At 56.9% G+C, this 17,203-nt stretch carries 19 protein-coding genes and 1 pseudogene; 15 read left to right on the top strand and 5 right to left on the bottom strand.

Annotated elements, in window-relative coordinates; translation table 11 throughout:
* Window positions 1–62: 62 nt before the first annotated feature.
* The 7 genes and pseudogenes from K8B33_RS14735 to K8B33_RS14705 all read left to right on the top strand — a co-directional run bounded on the left by K8B33_RS14735 (window position 63) and on the right by K8B33_RS14705 (window position 4,167).
* Complete coding sequence (locus K8B33_RS14735; RefSeq protein ID WP_223427852.1) at window positions 63–512, top strand: GNAT family N-acetyltransferase; 450 nt, start codon at window positions 63–65, stop codon at window positions 510–512.
* A gap of 111 nt (window positions 513–623) precedes the next feature.
* A complete protein-coding gene (locus K8B33_RS14730) occupies window positions 624–1,562 on the top strand; it encodes a HEPN domain-containing protein (protein WP_223427851.1) in 939 nt (312 codons plus the stop codon).
* 201 nt (window positions 1,563–1,763) lie between these two features.
* Complete coding sequence (locus K8B33_RS14725) at window positions 1,764–2,357, top strand: TetR/AcrR family transcriptional regulator (RefSeq protein ID WP_223427850.1); 594 nt, start codon at window positions 1,764–1,766, stop codon at window positions 2,355–2,357.
* Window positions 2,357–2,647, top strand: coding sequence for a YciI family protein (locus tag K8B33_RS14720; RefSeq protein WP_223427849.1), 291 nt, complete (start codon window positions 2,357–2,359; stop codon window positions 2,645–2,647). Before K8B33_RS14725 ends, K8B33_RS14720 begins: the two co-directional genes overlap by 1 nt.
* A gap of 10 nt (window positions 2,648–2,657) precedes the next feature.
* A pseudogene (locus tag K8B33_RS14715) lies at window positions 2,658–3,272 on the top strand (DNA-3-methyladenine glycosylase I).
* Between the two features lie 124 nt (window positions 3,273–3,396).
* Window positions 3,397–3,615 (top strand): transposase, encoded by a 219-nt coding sequence (locus K8B33_RS14710; RefSeq protein ID WP_223427848.1) that lies wholly within the window; start codon window positions 3,397–3,399, stop codon window positions 3,613–3,615.
* Between the two features lie 81 nt (window positions 3,616–3,696).
* Complete coding sequence (locus tag K8B33_RS14705) at window positions 3,697–4,167, top strand: hypothetical protein (protein ID WP_223427847.1); 471 nt, start codon at window positions 3,697–3,699, stop codon at window positions 4,165–4,167.
* Window positions 4,168–4,225: 58 nt separating this feature from the next.
* On the opposite strand, the gene K8B33_RS14700 is transcribed toward K8B33_RS14705, so the two are convergent.
* Entirely contained in the window at window positions 4,226–5,161 is a 936-nt protein-coding gene (locus K8B33_RS14700) for a GlxA family transcriptional regulator (protein WP_223427845.1), read from the bottom strand.
* 93 nt (window positions 5,162–5,254) lie between these two features.
* On the opposite strand from K8B33_RS14700, the gene K8B33_RS14695 reads away from it, so the two are divergent.
* The 3 genes from K8B33_RS14695 to K8B33_RS14685 all read left to right on the top strand — a co-directional run bounded on the left by K8B33_RS14695 (window position 5,255) and on the right by K8B33_RS14685 (window position 7,846).
* Window positions 5,255–6,040, top strand: coding sequence for an MBL fold metallo-hydrolase (locus tag K8B33_RS14695; protein WP_223427843.1), 786 nt, complete (start codon window positions 5,255–5,257; stop codon window positions 6,038–6,040).
* A 169-nt stretch (window positions 6,041–6,209) separates the two neighbouring features.
* Window positions 6,210–6,767 carry a hypothetical protein gene (locus K8B33_RS14690; protein WP_223427841.1) on the top strand — a complete coding sequence of 186 codons (558 nt, stop codon included), beginning with the start codon at window positions 6,210–6,212 and terminating at the stop codon, window positions 6,765–6,767.
* 383 nt (window positions 6,768–7,150) lie between these two features.
* Window positions 7,151–7,846 (top strand): endonuclease/exonuclease/phosphatase family protein, encoded by a 696-nt coding sequence (locus K8B33_RS14685; RefSeq protein ID WP_223427839.1) that lies wholly within the window; start codon window positions 7,151–7,153, stop codon window positions 7,844–7,846.
* Between the two features lie 124 nt (window positions 7,847–7,970).
* Here the strand turns inward: K8B33_RS14685 and rho are convergent, their stop codons facing one another.
* Entirely contained in the window at window positions 7,971–9,230 is a 1,260-nt protein-coding gene (gene rho, locus K8B33_RS14680; RefSeq protein ID WP_223427836.1) for a transcription termination factor Rho, read from the bottom strand.
* Window positions 9,231–9,524: 294 nt separating this feature from the next.
* Complete coding sequence (trxA, locus tag K8B33_RS14675) at window positions 9,525–9,851, bottom strand: thioredoxin TrxA (protein WP_223427834.1); 327 nt, start codon at window positions 9,849–9,851, stop codon at window positions 9,525–9,527.
* A gap of 176 nt (window positions 9,852–10,027) precedes the next feature.
* On the opposite strand from trxA, the gene ppx reads away from it, so the two are divergent.
* Window positions 10,028–11,521, top strand: a complete 1,494-nt coding sequence (gene ppx, locus K8B33_RS14670; RefSeq protein ID WP_223427832.1) for an exopolyphosphatase — start codon at window positions 10,028–10,030, stop codon at window positions 11,519–11,521.
* 12 nt (window positions 11,522–11,533) lie between these two features.
* On the opposite strand, the gene ppk1 is transcribed toward ppx, so the two are convergent.
* Window positions 11,534–13,618 (bottom strand): polyphosphate kinase 1, encoded by a 2,085-nt coding sequence (ppk1, locus tag K8B33_RS14665; RefSeq protein WP_223427830.1) that lies wholly within the window; start codon window positions 13,616–13,618, stop codon window positions 11,534–11,536.
* Window positions 13,619–13,714: 96 nt separating this feature from the next.
* Window positions 13,715–14,743 carry a porphobilinogen synthase gene (gene hemB, locus K8B33_RS14660; RefSeq protein ID WP_223427828.1) on the bottom strand — a complete coding sequence of 343 codons (1,029 nt, stop codon included), beginning with the start codon at window positions 14,741–14,743 and terminating at the stop codon, window positions 13,715–13,717.
* 101 nt (window positions 14,744–14,844) lie between these two features.
* Here hemB and K8B33_RS14655 point away from each other — a divergent pair, with 101 nt between their 5' ends.
* From K8B33_RS14655 to elbB, 4 genes are read left to right on the top strand one after another with little or no spacing between them, the layout of a single operon-like run.
* Complete coding sequence (locus K8B33_RS14655; RefSeq protein ID WP_223428026.1) at window positions 14,845–15,255, top strand: VOC family protein; 411 nt, start codon at window positions 14,845–14,847, stop codon at window positions 15,253–15,255.
* 53 nt (window positions 15,256–15,308) lie between these two features.
* Complete coding sequence (gene greB / locus K8B33_RS14650; RefSeq protein WP_223427826.1) at window positions 15,309–15,824, top strand: transcription elongation factor GreB; 516 nt, start codon at window positions 15,309–15,311, stop codon at window positions 15,822–15,824.
* The gene (locus tag K8B33_RS14645) at window positions 15,821–16,537 is read left to right on the top strand and encodes a DUF502 domain-containing protein (RefSeq protein WP_223427821.1); all 717 of its coding nucleotides are present in this window, start codon (window positions 15,821–15,823) and stop codon (window positions 16,535–16,537) included. The genes greB and K8B33_RS14645 overlap by 4 nt, the downstream gene beginning before the upstream one ends.
* Window positions 16,534–17,184: an isoprenoid biosynthesis glyoxalase ElbB gene (gene elbB, locus K8B33_RS14640; protein WP_223427819.1), complete on the top strand. Its 651-nt coding sequence runs from the start codon at window positions 16,534–16,536 to the stop codon at window positions 17,182–17,184. Before K8B33_RS14645 ends, elbB begins: the two co-directional genes overlap by 4 nt.
* Window positions 17,185–17,203 lie beyond the last annotated feature (19 nt).

The raw sequence follows: 17,203 nt of genomic DNA, 5'->3' as shown, positions 1-17,203 counted from the left end.
TAGGCCGCCGGCGTCGTTATTGGATATATGCGCCGGCGTCCTAATACCTTTTAGGCGTTAAAATGATCAAGCTAAGAAAATTTAAACGTTATATTGATAAAGGAAAGTCAGAGGAGATTCTTTCCTTTGTTAATGAAACTAGAAGTAACTACCCGTATTCTCAGAGAGTTTACAGTGAAAAAGATACGGGCAATGTTTGCTTAATATTGTATCAGCAAAGAATTGCGGGTTTTTGCGAAGCTGAAATAACGAATACCTGCTTAGAGGTGCCAGATACGACGACCCTGTATTTGCATGAGCTTCATGTCTGCGAGGCTGGAAAAAGGAAGGGGATAGGGAAAAGTACCATATCTCATCTTCTAGACCTCGATCTTCCAATTGAGTTGGTTGTCGCCAACGACAATACGGCCATGCGCTCTCTGATCTCGAAGTTTAGTGCAGTCATCAAGTATGAACTAAGTAATGTGAAAACGTATGTTATCTATCCTGAAAATCGAGGTCGCGGTGCCTAACAAGGCGCATCAATTCGCGGCCTACGGCCGCCGGACGCCCTTTACATTGCGGCTGCGCCTCCATTACAAGGGCGCCGTTGTGCGCTGGCGTTATAGCTCAGAGAGTTACAAATGGAGTTCTTAGGATTACTTGGGAATGTTGATCATTCCATTCTCGAAATCGATTTTGGCCGAGGGTTTGTTGTAGAAGCGATGGATATGAGCGAGTTTGCTCATATTTGTGAGGAAGATTTTGGTATTGCGGATGTATGGTTTAAATTAGATTATGATTGGGGTTGCTGCTCTCAAGATAAATTCAAAAGACCAGATTATGTTTATCTAATTCGCAAGACTTTACATGATTATCCTGAGTATAGCGGTGAAGCTGACGACATTGAAGCAAGAGTAGCCTATTGGGATGTAGAGCACGCATATCAAGATAAGATAATTGACTATCTTCAAGGCCAAATTCGGAAGCTCAGGTTGTTGAAGGAAGGATCCATTCGATTAAGCTTGGAATTATTTTTTAGGATTGAAGATGATTCTTGGGAAATGGACAGCTCAAGAGAGTCTACATCGGCATGCGAAAATCGGTTGTTTTTCCTTACAAGGAGAGAACTTCGTGAAGCGAACGCATATTTGTCGGATGGTCTGATTGATTCTAAGCATAAATATCTTCAGTTTGCCGTCCAAAATTTTGAGCTATCCTATTCGATATCCCAATACCAGCTGGAATTTTTGTCGCTCATGATATCACTAGAAGCCCTCCATAACGATGCAAATTCCGAGCTTAGATTTCGAGTTTCTCGTGGTTGTGCAGTTCTACTCGGTAAAACAAAAGCAGAATCAAATTCGGTGTTTAAGCTAGTTAAGAATCTGTACGATAAAAGATCAGTTCTAGTCCATACTGGAAATCAAAGTAAGATTACTAAAGCCGATGTTTTGCAGCTAAAAGATATAGTCAGAAGATCTTTAAGGGTTTCGTTAGAATTGAATCTCCCTAAAGCGGAGTTATCGACGCTGTTGATGGAAAAAGGGTTTGGTGTTGCAAACAAAATCCGCAAGCTATAACAAGGCCAGGCACGGCGACGGCTTTTCCGTTGCGGCTTCGCCTTCACTACAAAGCCGCGCGTGCTGGCTGCGTTAGGGCCCCAGAGTACTCAGCCCCGTCAACCTGCGAATATTTCTCACTTGACTTATTAGGTCAGCTGTCCTAAATTTGGAATTAGGACGGTTGTCCTATGGCGTTCAGAGGTGTCAGGAGGCGCTCGGGTGGCGAATAAGCTAACAAGAGATCGCATCGTCGATAAGGCAGATCAACTGTTCTATGAGCAGGGGTTTGAGCACACATCTTTTGCGCAGATTGCGGGAGCTCTAGGCATTTCCCGAGGAAATTTCTATTACCACTTCAAGACCAAGGACGAAATTCTGAATGCCGTAATCAGTCACCGCCTTGTTCGCACGAACTCAATGCTCGATAACTGGGAGCTAGAAGGCGATACGCCAGCTGATCGTATCCATAGTTTCATCAATATTCTGGTAATGAATCGGGCAAAAATTAAGCGTTATGGCTGTCCGGTAGGGACGCTCTGTACGGAACTTGCCAAGCTGGATCATCCTGCAAGAAGCCATGCAAACGAGTTGTTAACGCTATTTAGAACTTGGTTGCGCCGACAATTCGAGCAACTTGGCCGTTCTGATGACGCAGATGAGCTGGCAATGCACCTGCTCGCATTCAGTCAAGGAGTAGCGACACTTTCTAGTGCATTCCAGGATGAGAAATTTATACACAGCGAGGTAAAACGTCTAGACGACTGGTTGGCCTCTTTTAAAACTGCAACCAACACTGAATCGGAGGTGCTTTAATGTTTGTCGTTCTTTTGCGGTTTTCAGAAAATAAGGATAAGGCCAGTGATTTTATGGAGGGCCACAATCAATGGATCAAGCGGGGGTTTGAGGATAAGGTTTTCTTGGTAGTTGGTAGTCTTCAACCCGGTCTTGGAGGATCTGTTCTTGCTCATGGTGAGTCAAGGGAAGCCCTTGAAAGCCGAGTTAATCAAGACCCGTTTGTGGTCGAAAATGTCGTTACGGCAGAAATACTTGAAATTGAGACAAAAAAAGCAGATGAGCGTCTGGGCTTTCTTCTGGCCAAATGAGGGGTGAGCGATGAACTCTACTGTTCGAGGCCCTGATGGGGAGTTGCGTTGCAGCTGGTGTTCGGCGGCTCCGGAGTTCTTTGAATACCACGATAATGAGTGGGGCTATCCAGTTGGTGACGATATCAGGCTGTTTGAAAAGCTGTGCCTCGAAAGCTTTCAATCTGGCTTGAGCTGGCGAACGATTCTCGCTAAACGAGAGAATTTTCGTGTTGCCTTTTCAAGTTTCGATTTTAATGTGGTGGCAAAGTACAATAGCGCTGATATTGATCGATTACTGAAGGATGAAGGAATTGTCAGGTATCGCGGAAAGATAGAAGCTGTGATCAACAATGCAAAAAGGGCGATAGAGCTTGTGGAGCAGGAAGGGTCGCTGGCCGCTTACTTCTGACGATTCGAACCAGATGAGAATAGTTTGCCTGAGCCACAGACAGCATCAACTTCAGAGGAATCCATTGCACTGTCGAAGGCTCTGAAAAAGCAGGGTTGGAAATTCGTTGGCCCCACAACCGTCTATGCCTTTATGCAGGCAATGGGCCTTATAAATGATCATTCTGAGGGATGTGTGTTCAGGGAAAAAGTCGAACAGGCACGCAGTCACTTCAGGCGTCCAGGGCGCGTATAATGCCCTAACAAGTGGCTTCTGCCGGACGTGCCTACGCTGCGCTCCGGCACGCCGCAGAGCCAAGCGTTACCGAGTTCCCCAAGAAAAGTAGACACCTAATCCCCACTTAACGGAGGGTGTCATTATGACCAGAAAGACCCGGAACAAGTACAATCACTACACTGAGGATTTTCGACGCGAAGCGGTACGCCGTGCCGATGATCCCAATACCAGTGCCGCCGAGGTGGCGAAGGAACTCGGTATTCACCCCGGCCAGATCTATAACTGGCGTCGGCAGTATAGGCGGCTGTCCGACAAGCAGTTCAGTAGCATGTATGGGGTCAGATACCCCTTTTCCCAATAAAAATTTTCCTTTGGGAAATGAGAGACCTGCCCCCAATGATGTGTGCGCTCTGGTGTTAGATCAGCGAGAATGGAGAATTACATGAGCTTCCTATCTACACACGCACAGGATTTCCTGAATGCCTACGAGATCCTAAGAGAAAGCAATGAGTTGCTGGTCCATCAGAGGACAGGTTCCGCAGAAAAAGTATCTTCTTCGGCTGCCTATGGCTCGCGTCCGGCGATGGGCATCGATATCGTTTGCTTGGCATTCTCTGTCGAGTTGCACTTGAAGGAGCTGCATCGCGTGGTAGAAGGAAAGATCCCCAGAGGGCACAATATCGCTAAGCTTTTCAAGGCACTTCCGACATCAGTGAGGAAAGAGGTTGTTTCTCATCATTCGATAGTAAAGTTTGGTTGGAGCGAAGCACAGTTGGAGTGCGAACTGATTTCTATCAGCGACGGTTTCGAAAAGTGGCGATACGCGCACGAGAGTTCAGTTTTGCGATACAATGTTTACTTCGCGAAGATCCTAATTGAAGCTATAAAGGCCTACTCCTTATCAAGGAGCTAGCCTCCCCCGTTGGCAGGTTGCTCCAGCTGCTCGTTGCGGCAGGCATCCGGTTCCTGGATCACCCCCGCTTCCGATACTGCCCCGGCGTCATCCCGGCAACCTGCCGAAAAGACCGCCTCAGACTCGCCTCGTCAGCAAAGCCAAGCCCATGGGCAATCACCGCCACCGGTCGCTCTGTGCTGATCAGCTGCTCACCGACCTGATTCATCTTCACCAGCCGCATCAGCTTGCCGCAGGAATAGCCGCTTTTCTCGAGCACACGCCGCTGCAGGGTGCGCGGTGATGTGTTCATGGCGGTGGCCAGCTTCGCGGTATCCAGCTCGGTCGCGGGCATGGTCTCGATATGCTGAATCAGGGTGCGCAACCAGCCCCCGCGCTGGATCAGTGTGGGCACATCCTGCAACGGGGTCTGTTTGCCTTCCGGGCGAGGCAGCACCATATGCCGCCGAATATCCGCCACCATCGGCGCCCCGCACTCGGCCTCCAGAATGGCCAGCGCGAGGGGCAGGTAGCCGCTCACGCCTGAGGCGGTCGCATGGGGGCTGGCGTACACCAGGGTTTCATGGGGCCGCCATTGCACGGCGGGAAACGCCTGCCCCGCCAGTTCGCGCAGCCACCAGGTCGTGGTAGCGGGCGCGTTATCCAGGCGCCCGGTACTGGCCACCAGCATGACGCCGGTGCAGTAGCTCCAGTAGCGTGTGCTTCGTGGCAGCGCTTTAAGGGCCTGCACCAGCCCCTTGTCCGTGGCGGCCATCGCGGTGCTGCGGTCCCGCCAGGCGCCGGGCACCAGTACGGCGTCGACGGTGGCATCAGCCAGCGGTTCGGTAGGCAGCGTCAGCCCGTTGGCCGTGGCTATGTCACCGCCCGGTTCGCTCAGCCAGCAAAAGGAGAAGCGGCGGCGTCCCAGGCGCAGATTGGCCGCCAGGAGCAAGTCCGAGAACGCAAACAGGCCCGCAGGCAGGCAGTCGGGGTAAATCACCAGGCCGATCTTCATGTTGGCATGATTCGCACTAATTATGTCGATTAATGCCAGCGTAGCGGCAGGCGAAGGTCCGCACAATAGCTACCTCAACAAGAAGAGGTTGCTATGAAAATCACCCAACTGCGCAACGCCACAATACTGATCTCTACCGGGGGCTATCGTATCCTGGTCGACCCCATGCTGGCCCCCAAGGGCAGTATCCCGGCCTTGAAGTACGCCACCCGAAGCCGCAGGCGCAACCCGCTGGTGGATCTGCCCGCTGATACCGAGGCCCTGCTCTCAACGGTGACCCACGCCCTGATTACCCATTGTCAGAAGGGTCATTTCGACCACCTTGATCGTGCCGGCAGTAAATGGCTCAGGGAGCGGCAGATCCCCGTGTTCTGCATGCCGGAGGATGCTGATTTTCTGCGCAAGAAGGGGCTGGTGGTGCAGCCGCTGGCGTCAGGGCGTCAGGTCTTTCTCTCAGGAGAGGTCACTCCCGTTCCCTGCACGCACGGTACGGGTCTGGTCGGCTCTTTCATGGCCCATGGGCATGGGTACTTTCTGACGTTCCCGGGGGAGCCGTCGCTCTATCTCGCCGGGGATACCATCCTGACGGCGCAAATCAGGGATTTCATTACCTGGGAGCAACCGGATATCTGCCTGCTCCCGGCGGGCGGTGCACGCTTTGATCTGGGTGGCGAGATCATCATGGGCGCTGAAGATATACTGGCGGTCAGCGGCATCACAAAAGGCGTGATTATCGCCAATCATCTTGAAGCGCTGGATCACTGTCCGGTCACGCGCGAGCAGCTGATAACGCTGAGAGACAAGCAGGGTCTCGGGGAGCGGTTGCGGGTGCCGGATGATGGGGAGACGGTGGTGCTACAGGCTGCGCCGCCTGACTGAAGCAAACCTTATGTTTTTGCGCAGTCCCTGGGGTCACAGTCCCTGGGGTCAGGTCTCCCATTTCTCACTAAAAGTTTTTCTTTAGGAAATGAGAGACCTGACCCTGGTGACGTTCGTACATAATATGGATTGGGGCGCCCATTGGGTGTCAGACATAGAGGAAGGGAAGATGAAATCAGAAAGTGAACTAATCAGAGCTGCGGTTAACAGGCTTGTCATAGCTGTCTGGGCGGCTGTGGTTGCCTTGCTCATTAATGCAGTTGTGTCAATTATCCCCTGGATGCTTGCTCCGCCCTACATTAGCCAGTTCAATGAATCTTGGTCTGCGCAGTCCGACGGATTTCAGGAAGATTTCCCGATGTCGGTTTCGGCTCAGCACAGTGAGCCTGGTAGGCCCTTCTACGAGCTGCCACTTGAAGAACAGATCGAGCAAGCCAGCGTGATTGCAGTGGCGGAATATAAAGAGGGCAGCGATGGCAGGATGCGGGCAATCATAACGGATATTCTCAAAAAAGAGCCGGGCACAGTGTCATATTATGATGTGGGTGATGAGCATCCGGGGTCCAGTTACTATCCGATGGAAGGCCGTAGTCATGGGGATGGCGTGATACTGTTCTTCACCGGATCGCCGGCACGGATGAGTGTGTCAATGACTTACCGAGGGGAGAGGATATCCAGCCTGGGCGATATGCCGCTTTCGCTATTCAGAGAGAAGTGTGGAGAGTAACCAGGGACCGGGGATGCGGTCTCTGGGGTCAGGTCTCCCATTTCTCACTAAAAGTTTGCCTTTGGGAAATGAGAGGCTTGACCTACTGACGCACGGAGCATGGAATGGAAGTCGGGAAGATCTATGACGTTGTCTTTTCAACAGGCCGATATGAAATTGAGTATGAAAATGGCGTTAGGTGCGTCAAAAAGACACCGAAGTCATATCGTATAGAAAGAGCCGATGGCACGACGAGATTGCTGGGGCAAGACTCTATTATAGAGTTGGAAGAAATTTCAGGGGTGCAAAATTCAAGGTCCTGAGCTGGTTGTTTCATGCTGCCAGTGTCGTTTTATCGGTTCGGGATGACGTGTTGTGTATTGCTGGTGTTGGGGCTCAGAATCATGCGCATTCTCACATGGAACCTGGCTTGGGCAACTGTGACTTCAGCCAAAGGGCAGGAGATCATACGCCGCATTGAAGAGGTTCAGCCAGACGTCGCGATCCTCACCGAGGTGACGACTCCATTGGTCGAGGCGCTGGGTGGCTGCGCCGCGTATTCGTCCTCTGATCATGGCTACGGCGTGAAGCCGCTTCGCCGGAAAGTTGCTTTGTGGTCACGCAGTCCTATTGTTGATGTCGATTCTACGGGCAGTCCTGACTTGCCGCCGGGCCGATTCGTCGCAGCCAGAATTAACGGGATGAGGGTTTTGGGCGTCTGCATTCCCTGGCGAGACGCGCATGTAAGAACAGGCCGCAAGGATGCCTCGCCCTGGGAAGAGCACAGCCGTTATCTGGAGGCGCTTCATAGCCTTATAAAGCCGCTCAACTCAAACACTATTGTCGGTGGGGATTTTAACCAGCGGAATCCTCGGCATCGGCAGCCTCAGGATGTGTTCAGGGCCCTCGATAAGGCGTTTTCCCATATGACCTGGGTAACTTCAGGGGAGATTGGGGCATCAGGCGAGCGCGCCATAGATCACATCGTAGCTACGCCAGAGATGGATGCATGTTTTGCCGGTAACGTATCGAGCGAGTACGGCGCTACCAGGCTATCCGATCACTTTGGGCTGTACTGTGAGATCAATCCAGTCGGCTGACAGCGCTGATTGCCAAGATCTTAGCGTTGCGTTGGGCGTATTGAGGGGGCTGTTACTGCAGTGATGGAACAAAAAAGGGCCGGCGCTAACTCGCCGGCCCTTTCTATTTTGATTACTTCCGTTATTACTTCCGCTTCATCGAATCAAAAAACTCATTATTCGTCTTGGTCTGCTTCAGCCGATCAATCAGAAACTCGATGGCGCCGATCTCGTCCATGGGGTGCAGCACTTTACGCAGCACCCACATGTTCTTCAGTTCATCCTCGCTCACCAGCCGCTCTTCACGACGGGTGCCGGATTTCTTGATGTGGATCGCCGGGAACACGCGCTTCTCGGAGACCTTGCGGTCCAGATGCAGTTCCATGTTGCCGGTGCCTTTGAATTCTTCGTAGATCACTTCGTCCATCTTGGAGCCGGTTTCTACCAGCGCAGTCGCCAGGATGGTCAGGCTGCCGCCTTCCTCGATATTCCGGGCGGCGCCGAAGAAGCGTTTCGGCTTTTCCAGGGCGTGGGCATCAACACCACCGGTGAGTACCTTGCCGGAGCTGGGCTGTACGGTGTTGTAGGCGCGGGCCAGACGGGTGATGGAGTCCAGCAGGATGATGACGTCCTGTTTGTGCTCGACCAGGCGCTTGGCTTTTTCGATGACCATTTCGGCAACCTGCACGTGGCGGGCCGGGGGTTCGTCGAAGGTCGAGGCAACCACTTCGCCGCGCACGGTGCGTGACATTTCGGTCACTTCTTCCGGTCGCTCGTCGATGAGCAGGACGATCATGTGGGATTCGGGATTGTTGCGGGCGATGGAGTGGGCGATTTGTTGCAGGAGCATGGTCTTACCAGCTTTGGGCGGGGCCACGATCAGGCCGCGCTGCCCTTTGCCGATGGGGGCCACCAGGTCAATCACCCGGGTCGTCACATCTTCGGTGGAGCCGTTGCCGAGTTCCATGACCAGTCGTTCGGTGGGGAACAGGGGGGTCAGGTTCTCGAACAGGATCTTGTTCTTGGCGTTTTCCGGCTTGTCGAAGTTGATCTCGCTGACTTTCAGCAGGGCGAAGTAGCGTTCGCCTTCCTTCGGGGGCCGGATCTTGCCGGAAACCGTGTCGCCGGTGCGCAGGTTGAAGCGGCGGATCTGGCTGGGGGAGACGTAGATGTCATCCGGGCCGGCCAGATAGGAGCCTTCCGAGCTGCGCAGGAAGCCGAAGCCGTCCTGGAGGATCTCGAGGACCCCGTCGCCGTAGATGTCGGAGCCGTTTTTGGCGGCTTTCTTGAGTATGGAGAAGATGACATCTTGCTTGCGCGTGCGGGCGAGGTTCTCGAGGCCCATTTCGCGGGCAATATCCAGCAGCTCTCCAATAGGCTTCTGCTTTAATTCAGACAGGTTCATCGGCGTGGTTTGGTTCCAGAAAGATTAGTGGTTTGGCCAGGCGGGGTGCCGGCAGGTATTTGGTTTTTTCAGGAAAAATAGCCGCGGCAAGGTGCCGGAAGGCCAAAGGAAGTGCGAAACTGACCCGGAATGTAACACCGGTGCTGATGGCTGTCCACCCCCCGCGCTGGGTCTTCGGAGCGAATTGTGATGTGCCTTGCGATGCGGTTGGCCGGGGTTATCAGCCGGCTCAGGTGGCGAACGACGGCGGGCTGAAAAGCCTGCCGTCGTTTTATCACCTTCGAAGCGGGTGCGTCAGAGGGTGCTGTCCAGGAACGCGGTGAGCTGTGATTTGGACAGGGCGCCGACTTTGGTCGCTTCCACATTGCCGTTCTTGAACACGGTCAGTGTGGGAATGCCGCGCACGCCGTACTTGCGGGGCGTTTCGGGGTTTTCGTCAATATTGATCTTGACGATCTTCAGGCGGCCGTCATATTCCTTGACCACCTCTTCCAGGATCGGGGCAATCATCTTGCAGGGTCCGCACCAGGGTGCCCAGTAGTCCACCAGGACCGGTTCATCGGACTTGAGGACGTCTGCCTCGAAGCTGCTGTCAGAGGCGTTGATTATGTCGCCGCTCATTGGGATCTCCAGATTGGGGTTAGCGTCAGGGATGATATCAGATCACAGCCCGCAATTTTCAAGCCTGTCGGTCTGATTGTTGTCATAGCGAGGGGCAATTGGCGATTCAGGGCGATCTGTCATCGCGTTGTCGGGCTATTTGGTTACAATCGAGCCTTTTCAGGGAGGACATGCTGTTGCCCCGTCATCTGGAACATTTTGCCGCGCTTGATCTGGGCTCCAACAGCTTCCACATGGTGGTCGCGCGTCTGGTGCATGGGGAACTGCAGGTGCAGGAGGCGCTGTCCGAGAAGGTGCGCCTGGGCGCCGGGCTTGATGAGGGGAACCGCATCACGGCCGAGGCCAGTGCCCGGGCGCTGGAGTGCCTGGGGCGCTTTGCCCAGCGCATCGCCGGTATTCCCGCTGCCGGCGTTCGGGTAGTTGGCACTAACGCACTGCGGATGGCCCGCAATTCAGGGGAGTTTATCCGCGAGGCCGAGAAGGTGCTGGGCCACGACATCGAGATCGTGGCCGGCCGGGAAGAGGCGCGCCTGATCTATCTGGGCGTCAGTCACTCATTGCCGGATCAGGCGGGGCGACGGCTGGTGGTGGATATCGGCGGTGGCAGTACCGAGCTGATCATCGGCGAGCGTTTCGATGCGCTGGAGACTGAGTCGCTGCACATCGGCTGTGTCAGCTTTACCCGGCGTTACTTCCCGGACGGGGCCTGTAACGACAAGGCGTTCAGCAAGGCGGTAACGGCGGCGCGGCAGGAGGTGCTGAGCCTGGAGGCCGCCTACCGGCGTGCGGGCTGGCAGCAGGCCGTGGGCGCATCGGGGTCGATCAAGGCGATTGCCCAGGTATGCCAGGAAAACGGCTGGACCGAGTCCGGGATCACGCTGGATGCCATGGAGCGTATTCGCCGCAAGCTGGTGCGCGCCGGTTCTGTGGCGGATGCCGGGTTGCGCGGGTTGCGGGAAGATCGCATGAGCATCTTTGCTGCGGGCCTGGCCATTCTGACGGGTATCTTCGAGCAGCTCGGTATCAATGAAATGACCCTCTCGGGCGGCGCCCTGCGTGAGGGGGTGCTGTATGACCTGCTGGGGCGGCTGGAGCATGAGGATGTGCGCGAGCGCTCTATTGCGGCATTGATGAGCCGCTATCACGTGGATCAGGCGCAGGCTGAGCGTGTCAGGGAGACGGCACAGGCGTTTCTCGAGCAGGTGGCCACGCCCTGGCAGCTGGACGATGAAGAGCTGGCGGCCAACCTGCGTTGGGGCGCGATGCTGCATGAAGTCGGGCTGTCGGTGTCCCACAGCCAGTTCCACAAGCATGGAGCCTATCTGATCCAGAATTCCGATTTGCCCGGTTTTTCGCGCCAGACCCAGCAGGCGCTGGCGGTGCTGGTGCGGGCGCATCGGCGCAAGGTGCCGTTGCAGGCGCTTGGTGAGTTGGCCCCGGAGGATCAGGCGCCGATGTTGCGGCTATGCCTGCTGCTGCGTCTGGCGGCGCGTTTGCACCATGCGCGCAGTGATACGCCATTGCCCCGGCCGGTGCTGGCTGTGGCGGATCAGGAGGTCGGGCTGACGTTCCCGGCGGGCTGGCTGGATGAACATCCCCTGACCCAGGCCGATCTGGAGCAGGAGCAGGCTTATTTCACTGCGGCGGGGTTCACGCTCAACGTTAACTGAACCCGCCGCAGGTCAGCCGGCCAGGCTTTCCAGCAGCCGTTGCTGGGCGATGACCGGCTCGCTGTTCTCCGGCAGGGCGGCGCGGCGATAGCTGCCGTCGGCGGCCAGCAACCAGGCCTGGCCTTCGTCTTGCAAATAGTTTTCCAGGCCTTCCTTCAGCACCCGTTTCTTCAGCTTGGGGTCGTTGATGGGGAAGCAGGTTTCCACCCGGTTGATCAGATTGCGTTCCATCCAGTCGGCACTGGAGAGGTACAGCTTTTCTTCGCCATTGCTGTGGAAGTAATAAATCCGGGTGTGCTCGAGAAAACGGCCGATAATCGAACGCACGCGTATGTTGTCGGAAATACCGGGCAGGCCCGGGCGCACACAGCAGATGCCGCGCACGATCAGGTCGATCTGCACACCGGCGCGGCTGGCGCGATACAGGGCGGTCATGATCTGCGGGTCGGTCAGGGCGTTGACCTTGGCGATGATGCGCGCCGGCCGGCCGGCGGCCGCTGCGCTGGTTTCGGCATCAATCAGATCCAGCAAACCACTGTGTAGCGTAAACGGCGAGTGCATCAGCTGGCGCAGGCGTGCCGCCTTGCCCATGCCGGTCAATTCCAGAAAGATCTTGTGCACATCCTGGCACAGGCCTTCGTCGGCGGTGAGCAGGCCGTAGTCGGTGTACACCTTGGTGGTTTTCGTGTGGTAGTTGCCGGTGCCCATGTGGGCATAGCGGCGAATGCCGTCGTTCTCGCGGCGCACAATCAGGATCATCTTGGCGTGGGTTTTATAGCCGACGATGCCGTACACCACGATGGCGCCGGCTTCCTGAAGTCGGCGCGCGCCTTCGATATTGCTTTCTTCGTCAAAGCGCGCCCGCAGTTCGATGACCACGGTCACCTCCTTGCCGTTACGCGCCGCTGTTTCCAGATGATCCAGAATTTCCGAGTCGGTACCGGTGCGGTACAGCGTCTGTTTGATGGCCAGCACTTTCGGGTCGCGGGCCGCTTCTGCCAGGAATGACACCACCGGGTTGAACGACTCGAACGGATGATGCAGCAGAATGTCGCCCTGGTTGATGGCCTGGAACAGGCTTTCAATACCCTTTGCGCGCTGCGGTATGCGCGGCGTAAACGGCGGGTAGCGCAGGCGCGGGCGCTTCACATCGGTAAACATGCGGGCCAGATTGACGGGGCCGTTGACCTCGTAAAGATCTTCTTCGCCCAGCTCGAATTTCTGCAACAGATAGTCAATCAGATGGCGTGGGCAGTTGTCGGCGACTTCAAGCCGCACTTCGTCGCCATAGCGCCGCAGCAGCAGCTCGCCCTTGAGCGCCAGGGCCAGGTCGTCCACATCTTCATCCACTTCCAGATCCGCGTTGCGCGTCACCCGGAATTGATAGCAGCCGGTGGATTTCATGCCGGGGAACAAGTCGCTCACATGGGCATGGATCATGGACGACAGAAAAACAAAGTTGTCGTTGCCGTCGATGCAGATGTCGTCGGGCATGCGAATCAGGCGCGGCAGGGAGCGCGGTGCCGGCACGATGGCCAGGCCATTCTGGCGGCCGAACGCGTCCTTGCCGTCCAGGGGCACGATGAAATTCAGGCTCTTGTTCACCAGCCGGGGGAACGGGTGGGCCGGGTCCAGCGCGATGGGAGTCAGCACCGGGTATATCTGGTCGCGGAAGTAGCGTTTGACCCAGGCTTCCTGCTCCGGCGTCCAGTGTTCGCGGCGCAGGAAGTTGACGCCTTCCTTGCTCAGAGCGGGCAGCAGGATGTCGTTGAGAATATGGTACTGGCGGCTGACGGCTTCGTGGGCGATTTCGCTGATGCGGTGCAGTGTTTCGCCGGGCAGCAAGCCGTCGGGGCCGGGCTGGCCTGTGCCGGTCTGTTGCTGGTTCTGCAGGCCGGCCACGCGGATTTCGAAGAACTCATCCATGTTGCCGGAAAAAATCAGCAAAAAATTGAGCCGCTCCATCAACGGATGGCGCTCATCCATGGCCTGCTCGAGCACCCGCAGGTTGAACTGCAACAGGCTGAGGTCGCGATTGATATACAGCGTCGGGTCGCTCAGGTCCTGTTCTGCCAGATCGGTCACTGGAGTCGTCATGGTGCGCCTTACCTTGTGAAATGCCTTGTGAAATACCTTATCTCTCGTGGCCTATTGGATGACATTCATGTGACGGCGGTATGACAGGCGGCTATTTCAGCGCTGGCGCAACAGGGTGGCCGCTTCGCGGGCGAAATAGGTCAGGATGCCATCGGCGCCGGCCCGTTTGATGCCCAGCAGGGATTCCAGAATCACCTTGTCCCGGTCGAGCCAGCCGCGTTCGAAGGCGGCCACATGCATGGCGTATTCGCCGCTCACCTGATACACGAAGGTCGGCACCCGGAAGTGATCCTTGACCTGCCGGACGATGTCCAGATACGGCATGCCGGGTTTGATCATGACCATATCAGCCCCTTCGGCCAGGTCCATGGCGACCTCGTGCAGCGCTTCATCGCTGTTGGCCGGGTCCATCTGGTAGGTGCTCTTGTCGGCCTTGCCGAGATTGCCGGCGGAGCCCACCGCGTCACGAAACGGGCCGTAGTAGGCTGACGCGTACTTGGCGGCGTAACTCAGAATCCGGGTGTGAACATGGCCGGCGTCTTCCAGGGCGTTGCGGATGGCGCCAATGCGGCCATCCATCATGTCGCTGGGGGCGACCACGTCGGCGCCGGCTTCGGCGTGGCTGAGAGCCTGGCGCACCAGTGCCTGCACGGTAACGTCATTCAGCACATAGCCTTCATCATCGCCTGCCTCGCCAAGAATGCCGTCCTGCCCGTGGGTTGTGAACGGGTCCAGTGCGACGTCCGTGATGACGCCGAGTTCCGGCACGGCCTGTTTGATGGCGCGTATGGCGCGCTGTGCCAGGCCCTGCGGGTCCCAGGCGGCCGCCGCGTCAGTGCTCTTGGCGTCCTGCGGGGTGACCGGGAACAATGCCACCGCGGGGATGCCCAATGCAGCCAGTTGCTCCGCTTCGCGCACCAGCAGATCAATGCTGCGGCGTTCGACGCCGGGCATGGAGGCGACGGCTTCGGTGCGCTGCTTGCCCTCGAGCACGAACAGCGGGCAGATCAGGTCTGCCGGGGTCAGCACGGTTTCCCGCATCAAGCGGCGTGAGAAGTCATCACGGCGCATGCGACGCAGACGGGTGGCTGGCCAGGGTGCGCGCGGGGAAAGGGATTGTGTCACTGAAATCTCCGGTCGGCGTTGTTCGGCAGGCATACTATGTACCAACTTGGCTATGTACCAGTTTAGCGCAGTCAGCCCTGCGACCACGAGGATTCAATGTGATGCGACCTTTTCATCTGGCCTTCCCGGTCACGGATCTTGAGGCGGCGCGGCGCTTCTATACAGAGGTGCTCGACGCGGATGCCGGGCGTGGCACGACAACCTGGCAGGATTTTGATCTGTACGGGCATCAGCTGTCCGCCCACCGGGTGACCGCCATGCCGCCATCGGCGGGCGTGGGTGACGTAGAGGGTGTGGCGGTGCCGATACCGCACTTCGGGCTGGTGTTGCCCTGGCATGAATGGGAAGCGCTGGCGGCGCGGTTGACTGCCATCGGTGCCGATTTTCTGCTGCCCCCGATGGTGCGCTTTGCCGGCGCCAGTGGTGAGCAGGGCACGTTCTTTATTAGCGATCCGGCGGGGAATGCGCTGGAGTTCAAGGCGTTCCGGCGCCCCACGGAAGCGTTTGCCTGAGGCTGATCAACGGGGCAGGGCAGACAGGCAGACAGAACAAGGAGTCAGTACCTATGGGCCGATGGCGCCCGCCGGCCAGGCCGGCATCGAAATACATCACCCCCGCAGGCTATCGCGCCATGAACGAGGAATTGCAGCACCTGTGGAAGGTCAAGCGTCCGGCGGTGACCCAGTCGGTGCAGGAAGCCGCAGCTCAGGGCGATCGTTCGGAAAATGCCGAATATATTTACGGCAAGAAGATGCTGCGCGAGATCGATAGCCGCATCCGTTTTCTGTCCCGCCGCCTGGACGACATGGTGGTGGTAGACCAGCTGCCGGACGATCAGAGCCGGGTCTTCTTCGGTGCCTGGGTCACCGTGGAGGATGAACAGGGTGAGCCGCTTGTCATGCGCCTGGTCGGGCCCGATGAAACCGATGCGCGGCAACACTGGATCAGCGTGGACTCGCCGATGGCCCGGGCGATGCTGGGGAAACGGGTCGGGGATGAGGTGGTGGTGCAAACGCCCGCCGGAGAACGCTGTTATGATTTGATCGACATCCGTTATCAGGCACAAGGGAGCCAGACATGAGCAGCATTCGCCAGAGAAATGCCAATTTCATTCGCAAATCGCTTGTGGGTGGGCTGGTTGTCTTGCTGCCACTGGCGATCATCGGTTTTTTCTTTCGCTGGATCTACAGTATCGTCACCGATATCACCTCGCCGGTATCGGCGATTCTGATTCGCGGTTTCGGCTGGCCGCAGTTTGCCGCCGATTTTATCGGCGCTGCCGTGCTGGTGCTGATCTGTTTCCTGGTCGGCAATCTGGTAACCACCCGTCTGGGAGGCTGGGCCTGGCAGCGTATGGAAGAGCGCGTCATGGCCCGGTTGCCGGGGTATCGCTCGGTGCGTGAGGTGATTGCCCAGATTCTCGGGGGCAAGGAAGATTCGCCCTTTACGCGTGGCGAGGTGGCACGCATCTGGCTGTACGGGCGTGATATCGATGTTTCCGTGCTGGGCCTGCTGACCTCGAATCACCCGGACGGTCGCGTATCGGTGTTTGTCCCCACTGGCCCGAATCCGACCTCGGGATTCATTTACCACGTCAACAGAGATGTCATCACGCTGTGCCCGGAAATCCGGGTGGAGCAGATGATGAAGGTCGTAGTAGCCTGTGGTGCCGGCACCGGGCAGTTGTTTGAGGTACTGCCCGAAGCGGGCTTGCAACCCGGTGGCAGGACTGAGGTAGCCATGCCGCATTCTGAGCATCAATCTGGACAGCAACAGCCGAAGGAGGACGCATGAAAATTGCAGTGATACTCGCCGGCAGCGGTGTTTACGACGGCTCCGAAATCTATGAAACCACCTTGACGCTGCTGAGCCTGGACAAGGCCGGCGTCAGCGTGCAGTGCATGGCGCCGGATATTCCCCAGGCGCATGTCATCAACCATCTCACTGGCGAAGAAATGCCCGGCGAGCAACGCAATGTCCTGATCGAGGCCGCCCGTGTGGCGCGCGGCGAGATCATTGATCTGGCGGAGGCGAACCCGGCGGACTATGACGCGCTTATCGTGCCCGGTGGTTTCGGTGTCGCCAAGAACCTGTGTGATTTCGCTTTTCAGGGCGACGCCATGCAGATTCATCCGGGCGTGCAGACCTTTATCCAGGCGGTACACCATGCGGGCAAGCCGGTGGGGCTGATCTGCATAGCACCGACCATGGCGGCGCGTCTGTTCGGTGAGGGGACGCTGTGCACCATCGGTAGTAACGAGGAGGTGGCGGGTGCCATCGAGCGCATGGGCGGCAAGCACCAGGTGTGCCCGGTGGATGCGTTTGTGGTGGACGAGGCGCGCAAGCTGGTGACAACACCGGCTTATATGGAAGCCGGGCGTATCAGCGAAGCGGCGGCGGGCATTGAAAAACTGGTGGCAAAAATCATCGCCATGGCCTGAGCGCCAGATGGCAGACGCA

The sequence above is a fragment of the Alcanivorax limicola genome (genome assembly GCF_019931215.1).
Lineage (GTDB): Bacteria > Pseudomonadota > Gammaproteobacteria > Pseudomonadales > Alcanivoracaceae > Isoalcanivorax > Isoalcanivorax limicola.
This window is presented reverse-complemented; position numbering and strand designations above follow the sequence as displayed.